This is a genomic window from Plesiomonas sp. PI-19 (assembly GCF_021368255.1).
In the GTDB taxonomy this organism is placed as follows: domain Bacteria; phylum Pseudomonadota; class Gammaproteobacteria; order Enterobacterales; family CAMTGL01; genus Plesiomonas; species Plesiomonas shigelloides.
This window is the reverse complement of sequence record NZ_JAJNMQ010000001.1, coordinates 525,520-543,312: the sequence shown is the minus strand read 5'-3', so window position 1 is coordinate 543,312 and position 17,793 is coordinate 525,520. Positions and strand designations below refer to the sequence as shown.

Sequence of the window (17,793 nt, the reverse complement as noted above, 5' to 3'; positions counted from 1 at the left end):
TTGGGCTTTATGCCGCCGCCTGACGCGCATTCAGGTGCGGCGCTAACTCTTTGTGAATCCGGCACAATACTTGTTCCGTTTCCTCCCAGTTGATGCAGGCATCGGTAACCGACACGCCATAGCGCATCTGCTCACGCGGCTGCTCTGCCGACTGGTTTCCCTCATGCAGGTTACTTTCCAGCATCACCCCGATAATGGAGCGGTTACCAGCCTGAATTTGGCTGACCACCGCATCCAATACCTGACCTTGACGACGGAAATCTTTTTCGGAATTGCCGTGGCTACAGTCTACCATCAGCGCACCGGTCAGTCCTGCCTTTGCCATTTGAGCCTGACATTCCGCCACATCAGCCGCCGAATAGTTCGGGCGATGGCCGCCGCGCAAGATCACGTGACCATCAGGGTTGCCTTGGGTTTGCAACAGCGCCACCTGTCCGGCCTGATTAATGCCCATGAAACGGTGCGACATGGCGGCCGCTTTCATGGCGTTAATCGCGGTGCTCAGGCTGCCATCAGTGCCGTTTTTAAACCCCACCGGCATGGATAAGCCCGAGGCCATCTCGCGGTGCGTTTGCGATTCGGTGGTGCGCGCACCGATCGCCGACCAGCTAAACAGATCGCCGATGTATTGCGGGCTGATCGGATCGAGTGCTTCAGTCGCCAGTGGGATCTCCATCTCCGCCAAATTGATCAGCAGCGAGCGGGCAATATGCAGACCGGCTTCCACATCAAAAGAGCCGTCCATATACGGGTCGTTAATAAGCCCTTTCCAACCAACTGTGGTGCGCGGCTTTTCAAAATAGACACGCATGACAATATACAACTGGTCACTCAGCTGGTTGGAAAGCACTTTCAGACGACGAGCATAATCGATAGCCGCTTCAGGGTCGTGAATCGAGCATGGGCCGCACACCACCAGCAAACGAGGATCGCGGCGGTGAATAATATCGGCAATGGTACGACGCGAGGCCGCAATCTGATTCAACGCACGTTCACTGATTGGCAATTTGGCCTTCAGTTCATCGGGGGTCACCATCACCTGTTCGGCGCTGATGTGGACATTATTTAACGCATCTTTGTGCATGACGGCTTCATCCTTTGGTTTAACGTTTTGGGTTCATGGTCACTGCGCCCAGCCCCTGCCGGTCAGTGGTTCTCAGTGACAACCTGTGGGTATTTGCAACAGAGCAGCAGGAGGTTGTTCAATCCTGCGTCAGCTCACAATATCAACTGGCGTAAACTTTTCAAGCCATTTTCGTAAAGAAAACATTACCCACTGTAAAGTAAATAATCCGGTAGAATAGACGACCGGATAATCGGCAGGATTGGGCATGGAAATTAATCATATCGAGTTGGTCTCATTGCTGTTGCAGCAGATGTGCGTTTATCTGGTGATCGCTTACCTATTAAGTCGCACCCCGCTGTTCACGCCACTGATGCAGGTTTCTGTCCGCCTGCCACACAAGATCATCTGTTATGTGATGTTTTCCGGCTTTTGTATTCTGGGCACCTATTTTGGTTTGCAAATTCAAGATGCGATTGCCAATACCCGCGCTATCGGCGCGGTACTCGGCGGCTTGCTTGGCGGGCCGGTGGTGGGATTAGCCGTTGGCCTGACGGGCGGTTTACATCGCTACAGCTTGGGCGGTTTTACCGATCTGGCCTGCGCCATCTCCACCACTTTAGAAGGATTACTGGGCGGACTGGCACATCGCTATCTGGTGCGCCGTGGCCACGGCGATTTGCTGTTTAACACCCTAGTGGTCTTCGCCATCACCTTGCTGGCCGAAATTGTGCAGATGGCGGTGATTTTACTAGTGGCCAAACCTTACGCCGATGCCGAACGCTTGGTGCAACACATTGCTCTGCCGATGGTGATTGCCAACTCCACCGGCGCGGCCATGTTTATGCGCATCATCCTCGATCGCAAAGCCATGTTTGAAAAATACTCCATCGCCTTTTCTGCCAAGGCGCTACGCATTGCCGAGCGCACCGTGGGCGTACTGCTGCAAGGGCTTAACCAACACACCAGCCAACAAATTGCCCAGACCATTTACGAAGAAATTGATGTGGGCGCGGTGGCGATTACCGACCGCGAAGTCCTGCTCGGCTTTATCGGCATTGGCGACGATCATCATCGCCCCGGCACTCCGATCACCTCACCACACACCATGCAGGCGATTGCCGACAATGTGGTGGTGTACGCTGACGGTAACGAGCACCCCTATCGCTGCTCGATTGCCGCCGACTGTCGCTTAGGCTCATCGCTGGTGATCCCGCTGCGCGGTGAAGATGAACAGGTGATCGGCACTATCAAACTGTATGAGCCGAAACGAAAGCTGTTCTCCTCCATCAACCGCACATTGGGGGAAGGGATTGCCCGTCTATTGTCGAATCAGTTACTGGCAGGGCGTTTGCAGCAGCAAAAACAGATGCTGGCACAAACCGAAATCAAGTTGCTGCATGCGCAGGTGAACCCGCATTTTCTGTTTAATGCGTTGAACACCATTGCCGCCGTGATCCGGCGCAACCCGCAGCAAGCGCGGGACTTGGTACAATACCTGTCGACGTTTTTCCGTAAAAACCTCAAACGCGTCAGCGGCGATGTCAGCCTGCATGACGAAATTGAGCATGTCACGGCCTACCTGCAAATTGAGCTGGCGCGTTTTGCCGATCGCCTGCAGGTAGAAATGGATATTCCGAGCGCGTTGCATCACTGCCGCGTTCCGGCGTTTATCCTGCAGCCGATTGTGGAAAATGCCATCAAGCACGGTACCGCACACTCATTGGAAACCGGCCACATACGGATCAGTGCGCGCCAAACGGAGCGTGGCCTGTTTTTGGCGGTAGAGGATAATGCCGGGCTGTTTTGCGCCGATAAGCGCAGTGATGGCCTCGGCATGAGCTTGGTGGATAAGCGCATTAAAGCGCGCTATGGCGAGGCTTACGGCGTCAGCACCGACTGCGAGCCGGAGCGTCGCACCTGCGTCACCTTACATTTACCCCGCGCCGAAGAAACTGAGGAATGCGTATGCTCAGCGTAATGATTGTCGACGACGAGCCACTCGCGCGCGCCGAATTGCGCGAGCTGCTGGCAGAACAAGCTCAACTGCACATCGTGGCCGAATGCGCCAATGCGGTCGAAGCGATGAGCGCCATCAACCAACATCAGCCCGATATTGTGTTTCTGGATATCCAGATGCCGCGGATCAGCGGGCTGGAAATGGTCAGCATGCTGGATAAAAACCGCATGCCGCACATCGTGTTTGTCACCGCCTTCGATGACTACGCCTTGCAGGCCTTTGAAGAGCAAGCCTTCGATTACTTGCTCAAGCCCATTGATCCGGCGCGGCTACAAAAAACCTTGCAGCGCCTGTATCAAGCCAGCGCGCCGCAGCCGCTCGTCTTACCTGAACCGACACCGCCTCTGCGCCAAATTCCCTGTCAGGGCCACCAGCGCATCTTCTTTTTACATCTGGAAGAGGTGGAGTTCGCACATACCGATCTGAGCGGAGTACAAGTGGTGGCGCACCAACAAAGCGGCTATACCCCACTGTCACTCAAGGTATTGGAAGAAAAAACCCCACTGCTGCGCTGCCATCGCCAATATCTGGTCAATCCTGAGCAAATCTGCGAGCTGCAATTTACCGATGCGACGCAGGTCGATATTGTGACCCGTAGTGGACATAAAGTGCCGGTCAGTCGCCGTTATTTACGCGCAGTAAAAGATTATCTGAATATTCCGTAACTGTTTCTCTGTGATAAAACTCACATTCGCGGCATGTTATTTTAATGCCGCTACGTTTTTTCTGATATTACGTTCAGTCTAAACATCAAATGCAATCAATATAAAAATGTGAACCATCTCATAATTATATTTATTCGCTCACCTTGATGTTTAAAACACTATTTCACAATCGCCCACTGCTTATCCCACGCCAAAACCACTTAACGAATATAATTACCGCTTAATCGCCAATATAACCTCTCAGCGTAAAAGCCGACCTATTCAACTCGATATTGCGTAGAGTATAGCTACCTCTTTGTACATTCCCCTTCAGTACATTCACCATAACAAAAAGAGTGAGTCAGGTATGATCTGGTTTCTGTTGTGCGTCGGCATTTTGATCGCCGGTTATTTTATTTACGGTGCCATAATCGAGAAGATCTTTAATCCCCGTCCAGAGCGTCAAACGCCTGCACTGGCGATGCAAGATGGTGTCGATTATGTCCCTATGTCCAACGCCAAAGTGTGGTTGGTTCAGCTGCTAAATATTGCCGGCGTTGGCCCTATCTTTGGCCCGATTCTAGGCGCGCTGTATGGCCCGGTCGCCATGTTGTGGATTGTGTTTGGCTGCATCTTCGCCGGTGCGGTGCATGATTACTTCTCTGGGATGCTGAGCGTTCGCGCCAACGGCGCATCGGTACCAACGGTGGTGGGTAACCATCTGGGTACTGTTGCCAAGCACTTCATGAATGCGTTTTCCATCATCTTGCTGCTGCTGGTCGGCGTGGTGTTTGTACTGAGTCCTGCCAGCCTGCTTGGAGATTTGACCAGTTGGAGCGTGCCAATGTGGATTGCCATCATTTTTGGCTACTACATTCTGGCCACGGTCGTGCCGGTGGATAAGATCATTGGCCGTCTATACCCTATTTTCGGCGCCCTGCTGCTGTTTATGTCGGCCGGTCTGCTGATTGGCCTGATGGTCAGCGACAAGCCGTTCTACAGCGCGGGAATGGACGTGTTCACCAACATGCATCCAACCGAGCTGCCATTGTGGCCACTGCTGTTCATCACTATCGCCTGTGGCGCGGTATCCGGCTTCCACGCTACCCAATCACCACTGATGGCGCGCTGCATGCAAAATGAAAAGCATGGCCGCTTTATTTTCTACGGTGCGATGATCGGTGAGGGTGTGATTGCCCTGATCTGGTGTACGCTGGGTCTGAGCTTCTACGAAAGCAGCGACGCCTTAAATGCCACGCTGGCCAGCGGTGGTCCAGCCAAAGTGGTACACGAAGTGTCTACCTCGCTGCTCGGGATGGTTGGTGGTGCACTGGCTGTGCTGGGTGTGGTGATCCTGCCGATTACCTCCGGTGATACCGCATTCCGCTCTGCACGTCTGATCATTGCTGACTTCCTGAAGATGCCACAAAAAGCCATCAGTAAGCGGATGCTGATTGCTCTGCCGATGTTCGTGCTGGGTTACATGATCACCAAAACCGATTTCGATGTGATTTGGCGTTACTTCGGTTGGGCAAACCAGACCACCGCAATGATGATGCTGTGGACCGCCGCCGCTTACTTGCTGCGTCACGGTAAATTCCACTGGGTCGCCACGGTTCCGGCCATGTTCATGACCGCCGTATGCTTTACCTATCTGGCCAATGCCAAGATCGGATTTAACCTGCCGATGGATATCTCGACCGTGATTGGTCTGGGCGCGACCGTGGCAGTAACGGTGCTGTTCTTCTTGAAGATCCGTCGCTGCGACAAAGCGATTGTGGCCGAGCAAAACAGCTAATCCGCTCTATCAGTAACATTACAGATAAAAACATCGCCCCACAACAGCCGCCCTTGCGGCTGTTGTCATTTTAACGAAGGGATTCGATAGAAATAGCGAAAAAACATAACACACTGACTATTATTTGCGCACGCCAACAATTATTCCACTCTTATTATCTACGCTTTATTAGCAAGGTAATAACAGTCATATTACGACAAGTATTCACGATAACGTTTAGACTCTCTTTTATTACCGGCTCTTGCTATGAGTTTCTTACTATTAGCTAATAGCCCGATTTATTCCGCCCTATCGTTAACGATTTTCAGCACACCTTATTTATCGCCATTTCACTCACCCTCGGTAAAGCATATCTATTTCCCTGACAAAAGGCGCAATAGGTGTCACGAATGGGAATTTTATTTACTCAGATCAATAAAACGGCAGATTATTTAATGCGCATTCTGGTTCGGTGATCATTTCCTCAGATTTGTCCGATGAAATAGACGATGATATCCCCGTGCAGATATTTTCTTTTTGTGTACCTATTAATTCACTCTAGTTAATTACTCAACAGGGATTGGTTTTATGATTGCTTTGCAGTTTATAGTCGTACTGCTGTGCTTATTAGTTGGTACCCGCTTTGGCGGTATGGGACTGGGCTTAATCAGTGGTATTGGCCTGTTTATTTTATCCTTCGTCTTCGGCCTGATGCCGGGCGAGCCGCCAGTGAGCGTTATGCTGACCATTTTGGCGGTTATTGGCTGTGCTTCCGTACTGCAAACCGCCGGCGGCCTGAACGTATTGATGCAATACGCCGAGCGCCTGCTGCGCCGTCATCCACAATACATCACCATTTTGGCTCCGCTCACCACTTGGACACTGACTTTCCTGTGCGGTACCGGCCACGTGGTGTACACCATGTTCCCTATCATCTCTGACATCGCGCTGAAAAAGAATATCCGTCCAGAGCGTCCAATGGCGGTAGCATCCGTCGCCTCACAGATGGCGATTTGCGCCTCTCCTGTGTCGGTAGCCGTGGTTTCTCTGCTCTCAATTCTGGCCGCCAAGCAAGGCATTGGTGAGCCTATCGGCATGCTGACCCTGCTGGCTATCTCCGTACCGGCCTCTTTGTGTGGTGTGATGGTCGCCGCACTGTGGAGCCTGCGCCGCGGTAAGGATCTGGATAAAGACCCTGAATTCCAAGCCAAACTGCAAGATCCCAAGCAGCGTGAATTTATCTATGGCAGCACCGAAACCCTGCTGAACCAAACATTCCCGAAAGAAGCCTACTGGGCGACCGGTATTTTCTTCGCCGCCATTGCCGTAGTAGTGTTACTGGGGGCGTTTGATGGCCTGCGTCCTGAGTTTGTGCTGGAAAACGGCAAAACCAAGATGCTATCAATGAACTTGGCGATCCAGATGATGATGCTGATTGCCGGTGCCATCATGCTGATGGTGTGTAAAGTCAAACCGGGTGAAATTGCCAACGGCGCAGTATTCAAAGCCGGTATGGTCGCGATTTTCTCGGTGTTCGGGGTTGCTTGGATGAGTGACACCTTCTTCCAAGCGCACATGGTGCAATTGAAAGACGTGCTGGCTGATGTCGTGGTTGCCCATCCGTGGACCTACGCACTGGTGCTGTTCCTCGTATCCAAACTGGTAAACAGCCAAGCCGCTGCGCTGACCGCCATCGCCCCTATGGGTCTGGCGCTGGGTGTGGACCCGAAAATGATCGTAGCCTTCTTCCCGGCCTGTTACGGTTACTTCGTGCTGCCAACCTACCCAAGTGATCTGGCTTGCATCGGCTTTGACCGCTCCGGTACAACCCGCATCGGGAAATTCATTATCAATCACAGCTTTATTATTCCGGGACTGATTGGCGTAATTACCGCCTGTACAGTAGGCTTCTTACTAGTAGAGACCTTTTTATAACCGAGTGTGGTTTAGCGTTACATAATGTTAAAAGCCGGTCTCCTGACCGGTTTTTTTTTGCTATGTTGCCACAGCATATTGAGGAGCAAAGTATGCGACATCTGGTCTGGCTTGGCTTACTGATTCTTACGCTGACGGGTTGTACCAACCGCTATATGGCCGAACAATGCCGAGCGGGCAATGCCGAGCTCATCGGACAACGCGATGCCCTATCCGGTCGGGCCGCACGTACCGCGCAAGATCTTGAAACGCTGTGCCAAAGACACACCGCTCCAATCAGTTTCACTGAATACCAAAAAGGGTTTAATCAAGCACTCACCGGCATCTGCCGCAATGATGAACTGTTCCGCTGGGGCGCGCGTGGTCTTGCCTATCCGCAAGGATGTAACTCCTTGCCTGGCGCACAAGAGTATCAGCAAGCATGGCAGCGCGGCTGGGACTGGTGGGTTTCACAGATTGATTGGCAACCTTTTTGGGGCTAGCCCAATTCACTGTAAGCTTCACAATGAGCTTAACAACGGGCTTCACCACACGCTTTACCACGGAGCACAGCAACATGAAAATTTATCAGGCAGCCGTACAAGATGCCGCGAAAGTAGCGCCATTATATGTACAATATCGTGAATTCTATCAAGTCGACCCAATGCCTGAACAAGCTCTGGCATTCATGCAAGCCCGTCTGCAATTTAATCAATCCGTGATCTTTTATGCCGTCAATGATGCTGGCGAAGCGGTCGGCTTTGCCCAACTGTATCCTGCATTTTGCTCACTGCAGATGAAACCAGTGTGGTGGCTGTACGACCTGTTCGTAACCCCATCCGCACGTCGTCAAGGGGTTGGCGAAGCCTTACTGGCGCGCTGCAAAGCGCTGGGTGAAGAAACTGATGCCGGTTATATTATGCTGCAAACCGCGCATGACAACACCCGCGCCCAAAGCCTGTATGAAAAAGAAGGCTATATCCGCGATAACGAGTTCTACAGCTATAACCTGTGGTTGCAACACTGATTATCAGCATCCACACCTTGCCTAGCGCTTCAGTACACAAGCTAAAACGCTAGGCAAGAACACCGCATGCAACAAAAAAGGCTTTGGACCACAGAGCGCACATACCTCGCCTTGGTCACAAAGCCTTTTTTATCACCTAACGTGATGTTTAATACACTTGCTGCCGCTCACAGCCTTTCGGAATTTGGGCGCTAAAAGATTCCACCTTAGACAGGCGGTATACACCGTCATAATCCTCAGCAAACTCGCCCTGCGGCACATCTTCCGTCACTTGCAACACCACATAAATGGGCTGGTAAGGCTGATGCTTTTTCTTCATCACCTCCGCCGCCAACTGACGCAATGGCTGCAAACTGGCCTCATCCCCGTTTAACCAAAACACGCTCGGGTCATTGCATGGCTGGAAAGTTTCCACCCCTTCCCCCCACACATACATTCCCTGTACGGTGATCGGCTCTTCTGCCGCGTAGCTGCATGATGCGGACAACGCCAACGTCACCGCAGCCAGAATTCGTTTCATCATCTCCTGCACACCTCAATACTCACCCTGACTCACCCTGCGGGCTTGTCTATATTGATTGAGACAACAGAAATTGAAAAGGTTCAGCGCAAAAAATTTACGGTTCAAGCCAATAAAGCAGCACAAGACAGAAGACAGAAGACAGAAGACAGAAGACAGAAGACAGAAGACAGAAGACAGAAGACAGAAGACAGAAGACAGAAGACAGAAGACAGAAACGGTAAGCCCCGCTCACTCCCAGCGCAATTCGCTATCGCTTCCTACCGGCAGCCAAGGGAGATAGAGAAAAAAACGGCTTAACCCCAAATCACAGGGATAAAAAAAGCGGTCAGCTTTCGCCAACCGCTATAAATAGTATGCACTATTTTGAGAACGTATCGCGCAGCGATTAGTTCAGACGCTCTTTAATACGAGCAGACTTACCAGAACGCTCACGCAGGTAGTACAGTTTCGCTTTACGCACAGCACCACGACGCTTAACAGCAACGCTGTCGATCAGTGGAGAGTGAGTCTGGAACACACGCTCAACACCTTCGCCGTTGGAGATTTTACGTACGGTGAATGCAGAGTGCAGACCGCGGTTACGCTTAGCGATTACCACGCCCTCGAATGCCTGCAGACGCTTTTTGTCACCTTCAACAACCCAAACCTGTACCACAACGGTGTCACCAGGACGGAACGCCGGTACGTTTTGTTTCAGTTGTTCTTGTTCCAGTTGCTTAATGATATTGCTCATAATTCTCTCTTAACCCTAGAATTAACTGAATCTTTAGTTCTGCTCACTGCCCTGATGTTCCTCTTGGAACTCAGTCAGGAGCACCGCTTGCTCGTCAGTCAGAGCTAGGCTTTCTAGAAGCTCAGGTCTTCTCAGCCAAGTACGGCCCAGCGACTGTTTTAATCGCCAGCGACGAATTTCTGCATGATTCCCCGATAATAAAACCGGCGGCACTTGCATCCCATCTAATACCTCGGGCCGGGTATAGTGCGGACAGTCCAGTAACCCGTTCGCAAAGGAATCTTCCTCTGCGGACGCTTGATGGCCCAGAACACCCGGAACAAACCGCGCGACTGCATCCAACAGCGTCATGGCAGGTAACTCACCGCCACTGAGAACGTAATCGCCGATTGACCATTCTTCGTCAACTTCGGTTTGGATCACGCGCTCATCTATGCCTTCGTAGCGACCACAAACCAGAATCAACTTCTCGTTCGTTGCCAGCTCACTCACACCAGACTGATCCAGTGTGCGTCCCTGAGGCGACAGATAGATTACCTTCGCCCCATCACCTGCAGCCGCTTTCGCTGCATGAATCGCATCCCGTAAGGGTTGCACCATCATCAACATGCCCGGCCCGCCCCCGAAAGGTCTGTCATCGACAGTGCGATGCCGGTCGTGCGTAAAATCGCGAGGATTCCAGCACTCAATGCTGAGCAGGCCATTTTTTACCGCTCGGCCGGTTACCCCGAAATCGGTCACTGTACGGAACATCTCAGGGAACAAGCTTACTATTCCTATCCACATAGGTTTCGGCCTATCCACATAGATTTAGTGCCAATTCTCGTCAGACAGATTGCTCTGCCCCGGGTCAGAAACCAGGATCCCAATCTACTTCGATAGTTCGAGTAGCGAGATCGACTTTTTTGATAACCTGCCCATCGAGGAACGGAATTAACCGCTCCTTGATTCCAAAAGCATCTTTCAGGTTTGCCTTCACCACCAGAACATCGTTAGAGCCGGTTTCCATCATGTCAGTGACTTTACCAAACTCATAACCACTGGTGTTTACCACCTTGCAACCCATCAGGTCACGCCAGTAATAATCACCTTCTTCCAGCTTAGGTAGCTGTGAAGCATCCACGGCAATTTCTGCATTAGTCATTGCGTGGGCTGTTTCACGATCATCAACGCCTTTCAGCTTGATGATCAGGTCATTGTTGTGGTGACGCCAGCTTTCCAGCTCCACCTCACGCCATTGACCCCCTGTTTTCAAGAACCAAGGTTGGTACTCGAAAATACTTTCCGAATCCTCGGTGGAGGAGTACACCCTGAGCCAACCACGGATACCGTATGTAGAACCCAGTTTCCCAAGCACCACAGGCTCAAGCAGCTTACTCATTGAAACCACCCAGACGGATTACGCAGCTTTCTGCGCGTCTTTCAGCAGCTTAGCAACACGGTCGCTTACAGTAGCGCCCAGGCCAAGCCAATGGTTGATGCGATCCAGGTCCAGACGAACCTTCTCAGCCGCACCAGCAGCGATTGGGTTGAAGAAACCCACGCTCTCGATGAAACGGCCATCACGCGCACTACGGCTGTCGGTTACGACTACTTGATAAAACGGACGCTTTTTAGCGCCGCCACGTGCCAAACGAATAGTTACCATAACGTCCTCTTATATTAACAAAAACACCCAGAGACCGTATTGAGGGTCGGACTCCGGGGTCTGCGAAAAAGCTGTCGAATTTTACTCGTTTCAGGGTAAAAAGCAACCTGCCTTAACGGATTTACACACGCGGCACCTGTCAAGGCACCGCTACGGTAAGGATTAACGGCCAAACATGCCCGGTGGCATCATACCTTTCATGCCGCGCATCATTTTCGCCATGCCGCCTTTGCGCATTTTTTTCATCATGCGCTGCATTTCAGTAAATTGCTTGAGCAGACGGTTCACATCTTGCACCTGCACACCAGCACCCATAGCGATACGGCGCTTACGGCCACCTTTAATCAGCTCAGGGTTACGGCGCTCAGCACGGGTCATGGAGTTGATCATCGCTTCCATTTTCACGGTGACCTTGTCATCCATCTGCGCTTTGATGTTATCCGGCAACTGACCGGCACCCGGCAGTTTTTCCAACATGCTCATCATGCCGCCCATATTGCGCATCTGTTGCAGCTGATCGCGGAAGTCTTCCAGGTCGAAGTTATCGCCTTTCTTGAACTTCTCGGCCATTTTCTCGGCCTGTTCACGGTCAACGTTACGCTCCAGATCTTCAATCAGCGACAGCACATCGCCCATGCCCAGAATTCGTGACGCGACGCGATCCGGGAAGAACGGCTCCAGCGCATCGGTTTTCTCGCCCACACCGAGGAATTTAATCGGCTTGCCGGTGATATGACGGATAGACAGCGCCGCACCACCACGGGCATCACCATCGACCTTGGTCAAAATCACACCGGTCAATGGCAACGCTTCGTTAAATGCCTTGGCGGTGTTGGCCGCATCCTGACCGGTCATGGCATCGACCACGAACAGGGTTTCGATTGGGTTGATGGCCGCATGCAGCTGCTGGATCTCATCCATCATCTCGCCATCAACGTGCAAACGACCGGCGGTATCCACCAACAGCACATCATAGAATTTCAGTTTGGCGTGCTGCAGCGCTTTGTTAACGATCGCTAGCGGCTTTTCTTGCGGATCCGATGGGAAGAAATCGATCTCAACGCTTTCCGCCAAGGTTTCCAGCTGTTTGATCGCCGCCGGGCGATACACGTCCGCGGACACCACCAGCACTTTTTTCTTCTTACGCTCACGCAGGAATTTACCCAGCTTGGCCACACTGGTGGTTTTACCGGCCCCCTGCAGACCCGCCATCAGCACCACAGCTGGCGGTTGCGCCGCCAGATTCAGGTCACTGTTGGCTTCGCCCATCGCCAATTCGAGTTCGTTACGTACAATTTTCACGAACTCCTGACCCGGCGTCAGGCTCTTGTTGACCTCTTGGCCAACGGCACGCTCTTTAACGCGATTGATAAAATCACGTACCACGGGCAAAGCGACATCCGCTTCCAGTAACGCCATGCGTACTTCACGCAGGGTGTCTTTAATATTTTCATCAGTCAGTCGGCCACGGCCGCTGATATTGCGCAGAGTGCGCGACAGTCGATCAGAAAGATTCTCAAACATCGTAGTCAGTGTCCGCTTGCACAGGGTCTGTGTGGCTTAATAATTGAAGGGATTATACCTGATTATTCTGCTTATGTGGCAGTCACAAGGTTGGAGCATTGCCGAAGGGACGGTATACTAGCTTTTCTTCTATCAGGTTATGCAACCACTGACACCGACTTATGCCAATTTTCGCGACACTCGCCTTACTGGGTTATGCCGCCTGTCTGGGGCTGATTATTCCGAGTTTGCTGCGTAAAAACGGACCGAATCCACGGGCCGTGTTTGCCTGTGCCGGTTTCGCACTGCTGTTTCATGGGATCACCCTGCAAGAGCTCATTTTTGGTGCGGTCAGCGGACAAAACCTCAGCCTGATGAATGTGGCGTCGCTGGTTGGCTTGATCATCACCTTATTGATGACCTTGTCGCTCCTGCGTTATCGGGTCTGGTTTTTGATGCCGGTGGTGTATAGTTTTGCCGCCATCAATCTGGCCGCAGCCAGTTTCCTGCCCGGCGCCTTTATTACGCATCTTGAGCATAACGCCGGTATTTTGCTGCACATCACCTTGGCTCTGTTTGCCTATGCCACCTTGATGATTGCCACCTTGTATGCCCTGCAACTGGCGTGGTTGGATTACCGCCTCAAGCAAAAACGGTTACCGCTTAGCCCGATTTTCCCGCCATTGATGACCATCGAGCGCCAGCTGTTTCAGATCACCTTAATTGGTGAGATCCTGCTGACCTTAACACTGATCAGTGGCTGGTTTTTCCTGCAAGACATGTTCGCGCAAGGCAAATCGCACAAAGCCATTTTGTCGATGTTGGCATGGGTGGTCTATGGCGTGCTGCTGTGGGGACACTTTCGCCAAGGCTGGCGCGGACGCCGTATGGTCTACTTCAGTCTGATCGGCGCGTTCTTACTGACTCTGGCCTATTTTGGCAGCCGCTTTATGCAGGAAGTGATCCTGCGCTGATTATCGGACACAACCCGCTTGATTCTACGCTATGTAGCTCATATTTATTGAAACCGTGTTTACGCAGACCGCGTCGCTATTGCTACACTGTCTAGCCTGAATGCCCCTTTAGCATTTCTAAGACGCTGTCTTTGTTGGATATTGTCTTTACTGAAATACTGTTACTGACGAAAGGAACCATTACTTGGACGACATACATACCGGCACACTGTTTATTGTGCTGATTTTAATGTTGTTAATTTCTGCCTATTTTTCCGGCTCCGAAACCAGCATGATGTCGCTGAACCGCTACCGGTTGCGGCATATGTCCAAAGAAGGACACCGCGGCGCGAAGCGTGCCGAACACTTGCTGCAGCGCCCTGATCGCCTGCTCAGCCTTATCCTGATTGGCAACAACTTGGTTAACATCCTCGCTTCGGCCATTGCCACGATTATTGGTATGCGCCTGTATGGCGATGCCGGGGTGGCGATTGCCACCGGTGTGCTGACTCTGGTGGTGTTGATCGTATCCGAAGTGATGCCTAAAACCATCGCTGCGCTGTATCCGGAAAAAATTGCTTTCCCAAGCACCCTGCTGCTGAATGTGCTGATGAAGCTGATGCTGCCGGTGGTGCTGTTTACCAACCTGATCACCTCCGGTTTGATGCGCCTGTTTGGCTTGCGCTCCGATGTGAAAAACTCGCAAGCGGTCAGCAAAGAAGAGCTGCGCACGATTGTGCATGAAGGCTCGCGCATTACCCGCCGCAACCAAGATATGCTGCTGTCTATCTTCGATCTGGAGCAAATCACAGTGGAAGATATCATGGTGCCGCGCAGTGAAGTGGTCGGTATCGATATCAACGAAGATTGGAAGAGTATTGTCCGTCAGCTCAACCACTCGCAACATGCCCGTTTGGTGCTGTACCGCGACAATTTGGATGATGCCATCGGTATGCTGCGCGTGCGTGAAGCCTACCGCTTGATGATGGAAAAGAACGAGTTCAACAAAGAGACGCTGCTGCGCGCCACCGATGAGATTTATTTCGTTCCGGAAGGCACGCCGCTGAACGTGCAGCTTCTCAAGTTCCAGCGCAATAAACAGCGTTTTGGTCTGGTGGTCGATGAATACGGCGATATTCAAGGCTTGATCACGCTGGAAGATATTCTTGAAGAGATTGTGGGTGAATTTACCACCTCAATGTCGCCAACTCTGGCCGAAGAAGTAACTCCGCAAAGTGACGGCACCATTTATGTGGAAGGTACCGCCAATATTCGCGATCTGAACAAGGCCTTTAACTGGCAACTGCCGACCAATGGCCCACGAACCGTCAACGGTTTGCTGCTCGAATACTTGGAAGATATTCCTGATGTCGGCACCAGCGTGCACATGTATGGTCATCAGATCGATATTCTGGAAGTCAGCGACAACATGGTCAAACTGGTACGGGTACATCCGAAAAATAACGGTGACGATGCCACGCCAGAAAATGATGGCTGAGTCTGGCTAACCGCGCACGCAAAAAAAACCGCCGCAGCGATTCGCTAGTGGCGGTTTTTTTATGCTGAGCTCCGATTATGCCAACCGTTGCCCCCAATCTCTTACCCAATGATTGCGTTAGCCCAACAGCGATGGATCCAGTGCCAGCTCGTCATTGCGATTCACGCCCACACCGCGGCTAAGTACATTACGCGCAATCTGCTGCGCTTCGCTCAGCGAGTGCATGGCACAGGTACCACACTGAAAGCGGTTCAGCTCTGGGATATCATCCTGCGAGGCCACTTGCTCCACATCTTGCATCGCGGCAAGCCAAGCATCTGCCACCCGCTGTGCATCCGGCGCACCAATCAGGCTCATATAAAAGCCGGTACGGCAGCCCATCGGCGAAATATCGATAATTTCAACTCCGTTGCCGTTTAAGTGATCGCGCATAAATCCAGCGAACAGGTGCTCCAGCGTGTGGATCCCTTTTTCGCTCAAGATCTCCTGATTCGGAACGCAAAAGCGCAGATCAAACACGGTAATGGTATCGCCATGCGGTGTTTGCATGGTCTTGGCAACGCGCACGGCCGGTGCAGCCATACGGGTATGATCGACGGTAAAACTATCAAGTAATGGCATGCGGCTGTTTTCCTTACTGATTTTATCTTCTGTGAAAAAAACAAAAAAATTTTGTCAAACAGGGGAAACCTTTTATCCGGCATCCGGTCTTAATTACTGTAAGACGCGCTATTTTGTTGTCATCACATCCCTGAAATTACACACGCAGAGATGTATTTCGGCCACCCCACCTTGGAGTGGCCTTTTTTATGGGCGCCGCGGTTAAAATCCTGCGACTGAACCCGCGATCGGAGCGCTCAAAAGTGTTGCTGCTGCAAATACGCATCAAAACTCAGCGTATCAGCGGCTTCAATCTCAGCTTGTTTACGCTGCGAATGTTCACGCTCTTGCACAAACTCCGCTTCGCTCACCATTTCGGTTGGCTCGGACGCTAATTGACGATGATAACGACTCGCCAGCCCCAGACCTAAGCCGCTCATGCCTTGCTGCAACATGTCATCCAACACCCGCGCCGACAAGGTCAATGATGGATCGGCAAACGCCGGCTCGAGCTTATCGCACAGCGCCTGATAAGTATTGCCCTGCTCCGCATCCAGTACGCTGGCCACTTTACGCAAGTCGGCAAACAGTTTCTGGCCCACTTCCGACAGCGGCTCACGGCTAGTCTCACACCCGATCCCGATGGTCTGCCCCGGCTTACGCCCTTCGAGGATCACGCGGTTCCAGTTTTTACGACAACACAGCAACTCACCTTCGCTCATCTCTGGCGCATCGGCCAGCGCACACCAGATCAAGAACAGATCCAAGAAGCGCACCTGCTCGGCATCAATCCCAATTGGTGAGTAAGGGTTGTTATCCAGCGCGCGCACTTCAATGTATTGAATGCCACCACGCAGCAGCGCATCCGACGGCGACTCACCCGGTAAGGTGACACGCTTAGGCCGAATCGGCGCATAGAACTCATTTTCAATCTGCAGCACATTGCTGTTGAGCTGACGATACTGACCATCTACCTTCACGCCCAGCTCAGCATACTGCTTGGAAGGCTGATGAATGGCCTTTTTCAGCGCATCCACATAAGTGTGCAGATGATTGAAGGTAATGCCTAATTTACTCTGCTCTTTATTGGTGTAACCCAAATCACTCATGCGCAGCGAAGTTGCATACGGCAGGTACATCAACCCTTTGCCGTTAGATTCAAACGGCAGCACATCTTCACGGCCAGCGATAAACGAACGGCACAGCGCAGGTGAAGCACCAAACAGATACGGGATCACCCAGCCAAAACGATAGTAATTACGGATCAGGCGGAAATAACCATCCGAGACACTTTCCTGATAGGTGGCCGGATCTTGACCAGCAAACCGCAATTGCCAGAACGTATCCGGCAACGAAAAGTTATAGTGCACCCCGGAGATCACCTGCATCAAGGCGCCATAACGGTTTTTCAGCCCTTCGCGATACAGCGTTTTAAACTTACCGATGTTAGAGCTGCCGTACTGCGCCAAAACGATATCGTCTTCATTGCCAATAAAGCACGGCATGCTCAACGGCCAAAACAGCTCGTTCTCCACCTGACGGGCAGTATAACGGTGAATATCACGTAAAAATGTCAGCAGACGGTCTACATCACGCTCCACTGGGGTGATGAATTCCAGCAGACTTTCGGCAAAATCCGTGGTGATCCAGCTATGGGTCAGCGCAGAGCCTAACGCCGAGGCGTGTGGCGTGGCCGCCAAATGGCCATCTGGCGTAATACGCAGGGTTTCGCGCTCAATACCGCGTCCCAAACCTTTAACACTGTGCGGATTAGCCGCCAGCCATGATAATGCAGCTGATACGTCAGGAATCAAAATAGACCTTCCTTTACCTGAACTCGTAATCTGTTAAGGATACTGGTTAAATAGGTAAATTTCTACGTTATAACAA

The 17,793-nt window shown here is 51.8% G+C and carries 17 protein-coding genes; 8 read left to right on the top strand and 9 right to left on the bottom strand.

All coding sequences use genetic code 11. The annotated features are described in order from the left end of the window. Positions 1–7: 7 nt before the first annotated feature. Positions 8–1,084: a 3-deoxy-7-phosphoheptulonate synthase gene (locus tag LQ901_RS02475; RefSeq protein WP_010864329.1), complete on the bottom strand. Its 1,077-nt coding sequence runs from the start codon at positions 1,082–1,084 to the stop codon at positions 8–10. A gap of 247 nt (positions 1,085–1,331) precedes the next feature. Between LQ901_RS02475 and LQ901_RS02470 the strand changes: the two genes are divergently transcribed. From LQ901_RS02470 to LQ901_RS02445, 6 genes are all read left to right on the top strand, one after another. After that, positions 1,332–3,044, top strand: a complete 1,713-nt coding sequence (locus tag LQ901_RS02470) for a sensor histidine kinase (RefSeq protein ID WP_064978086.1) — start codon at positions 1,332–1,334, stop codon at positions 3,042–3,044. Then, a complete protein-coding gene (gene btsR / locus LQ901_RS02465) occupies positions 3,032–3,748 on the top strand; it encodes a two-component system response regulator BtsR (protein ID WP_152105398.1) in 717 nt (238 codons plus the stop codon). The genes LQ901_RS02470 and btsR overlap by 13 nt, the downstream gene beginning before the upstream one ends. 346 nt (positions 3,749–4,094) lie before the next feature. Continuing rightward, positions 4,095–5,525 (top strand): carbon starvation protein A, encoded by a 1,431-nt coding sequence (locus LQ901_RS02460; protein WP_039045502.1) that lies wholly within the window; start codon positions 4,095–4,097, stop codon positions 5,523–5,525. A gap of 567 nt (positions 5,526–6,092) precedes the next feature. Further along, a complete protein-coding gene (locus LQ901_RS02455; RefSeq protein ID WP_010864333.1) occupies positions 6,093–7,439 on the top strand; it encodes an anaerobic C4-dicarboxylate transporter in 1,347 nt (448 codons plus the stop codon). Positions 7,440–7,531: 92 nt separating this feature from the next. Then, on the top strand, positions 7,532–7,921 hold the full coding sequence (locus tag LQ901_RS02450; RefSeq protein ID WP_010864334.1) for a DUF2799 domain-containing protein: 390 nt from the start codon (positions 7,532–7,534) through the stop codon (positions 7,919–7,921). 74 nt (positions 7,922–7,995) lie between these two features. Further along, positions 7,996–8,445, top strand: a complete 450-nt coding sequence (locus LQ901_RS02445; RefSeq protein ID WP_039045500.1) for an N-acetyltransferase — start codon at positions 7,996–7,998, stop codon at positions 8,443–8,445. 148 nt (positions 8,446–8,593) lie between these two features. On the opposite strand, the gene LQ901_RS02440 is transcribed toward LQ901_RS02445, so the two are convergent. The 6 genes from LQ901_RS02440 to ffh all read right to left on the bottom strand — a co-directional run bounded on the left by LQ901_RS02440 (position 8,594) and on the right by ffh (position 12,873). Next, entirely contained in the window at positions 8,594–8,968 is a 375-nt protein-coding gene (locus tag LQ901_RS02440) for a hypothetical protein (RefSeq protein WP_139800043.1), read from the bottom strand. Positions 8,969–9,353: 385 nt separating this feature from the next. Further along, complete coding sequence (gene rplS, locus LQ901_RS02435; RefSeq protein WP_010864337.1) at positions 9,354–9,701, bottom strand: 50S ribosomal protein L19; 348 nt, start codon at positions 9,699–9,701, stop codon at positions 9,354–9,356. Between the two features lie 33 nt (positions 9,702–9,734). Beyond that, entirely contained in the window at positions 9,735–10,487 is a 753-nt protein-coding gene (gene trmD, locus LQ901_RS02430) for a tRNA (guanosine(37)-N1)-methyltransferase TrmD (protein ID WP_010864338.1), read from the bottom strand. A 64-nt stretch (positions 10,488–10,551) separates the two neighbouring features. Beyond that, a complete protein-coding gene (gene rimM / locus LQ901_RS02425; protein ID WP_010864339.1) occupies positions 10,552–11,082 on the bottom strand; it encodes a ribosome maturation factor RimM in 531 nt (176 codons plus the stop codon). A gap of 18 nt (positions 11,083–11,100) precedes the next feature. Then, a complete protein-coding gene (rpsP, locus tag LQ901_RS02420; protein WP_010864340.1) occupies positions 11,101–11,349 on the bottom strand; it encodes a 30S ribosomal protein S16 in 249 nt (82 codons plus the stop codon). Positions 11,350–11,511: 162 nt separating this feature from the next. Further along, complete coding sequence (gene ffh / locus LQ901_RS02415) at positions 11,512–12,873, bottom strand: signal recognition particle protein (RefSeq protein ID WP_010864341.1); 1,362 nt, start codon at positions 12,871–12,873, stop codon at positions 11,512–11,514. Positions 12,874–13,034: 161 nt separating this feature from the next. Here ffh and LQ901_RS02410 point away from each other — a divergent pair, with 161 nt between their 5' ends. Together LQ901_RS02410 and LQ901_RS02405 are read left to right on the top strand one after the other, a co-directional pair. Continuing rightward, positions 13,035–13,826 carry an inner membrane protein YpjD gene (locus tag LQ901_RS02410; RefSeq protein WP_010864342.1) on the top strand — a complete coding sequence of 264 codons (792 nt, stop codon included), beginning with the start codon at positions 13,035–13,037 and terminating at the stop codon, positions 13,824–13,826. 184 nt (positions 13,827–14,010) lie between these two features. Then, positions 14,011–15,303, top strand: a complete 1,293-nt coding sequence (locus tag LQ901_RS02405; RefSeq protein ID WP_010864343.1) for a CNNM domain-containing protein — start codon at positions 14,011–14,013, stop codon at positions 15,301–15,303. Between the two features lie 117 nt (positions 15,304–15,420). Here the strand turns inward: LQ901_RS02405 and luxS are convergent, their stop codons facing one another. Beyond that, a complete protein-coding gene (luxS, locus tag LQ901_RS02400; protein ID WP_064978089.1) occupies positions 15,421–15,924 on the bottom strand; it encodes an S-ribosylhomocysteine lyase in 504 nt (167 codons plus the stop codon). 236 nt (positions 15,925–16,160) lie between these two features. Next, positions 16,161–17,717 (bottom strand): glutamate--cysteine ligase, encoded by a 1,557-nt coding sequence (gshA, locus tag LQ901_RS02395; protein ID WP_064978090.1) that lies wholly within the window; start codon positions 17,715–17,717, stop codon positions 16,161–16,163. Positions 17,718–17,793: the final 76 nt, after the last annotated feature.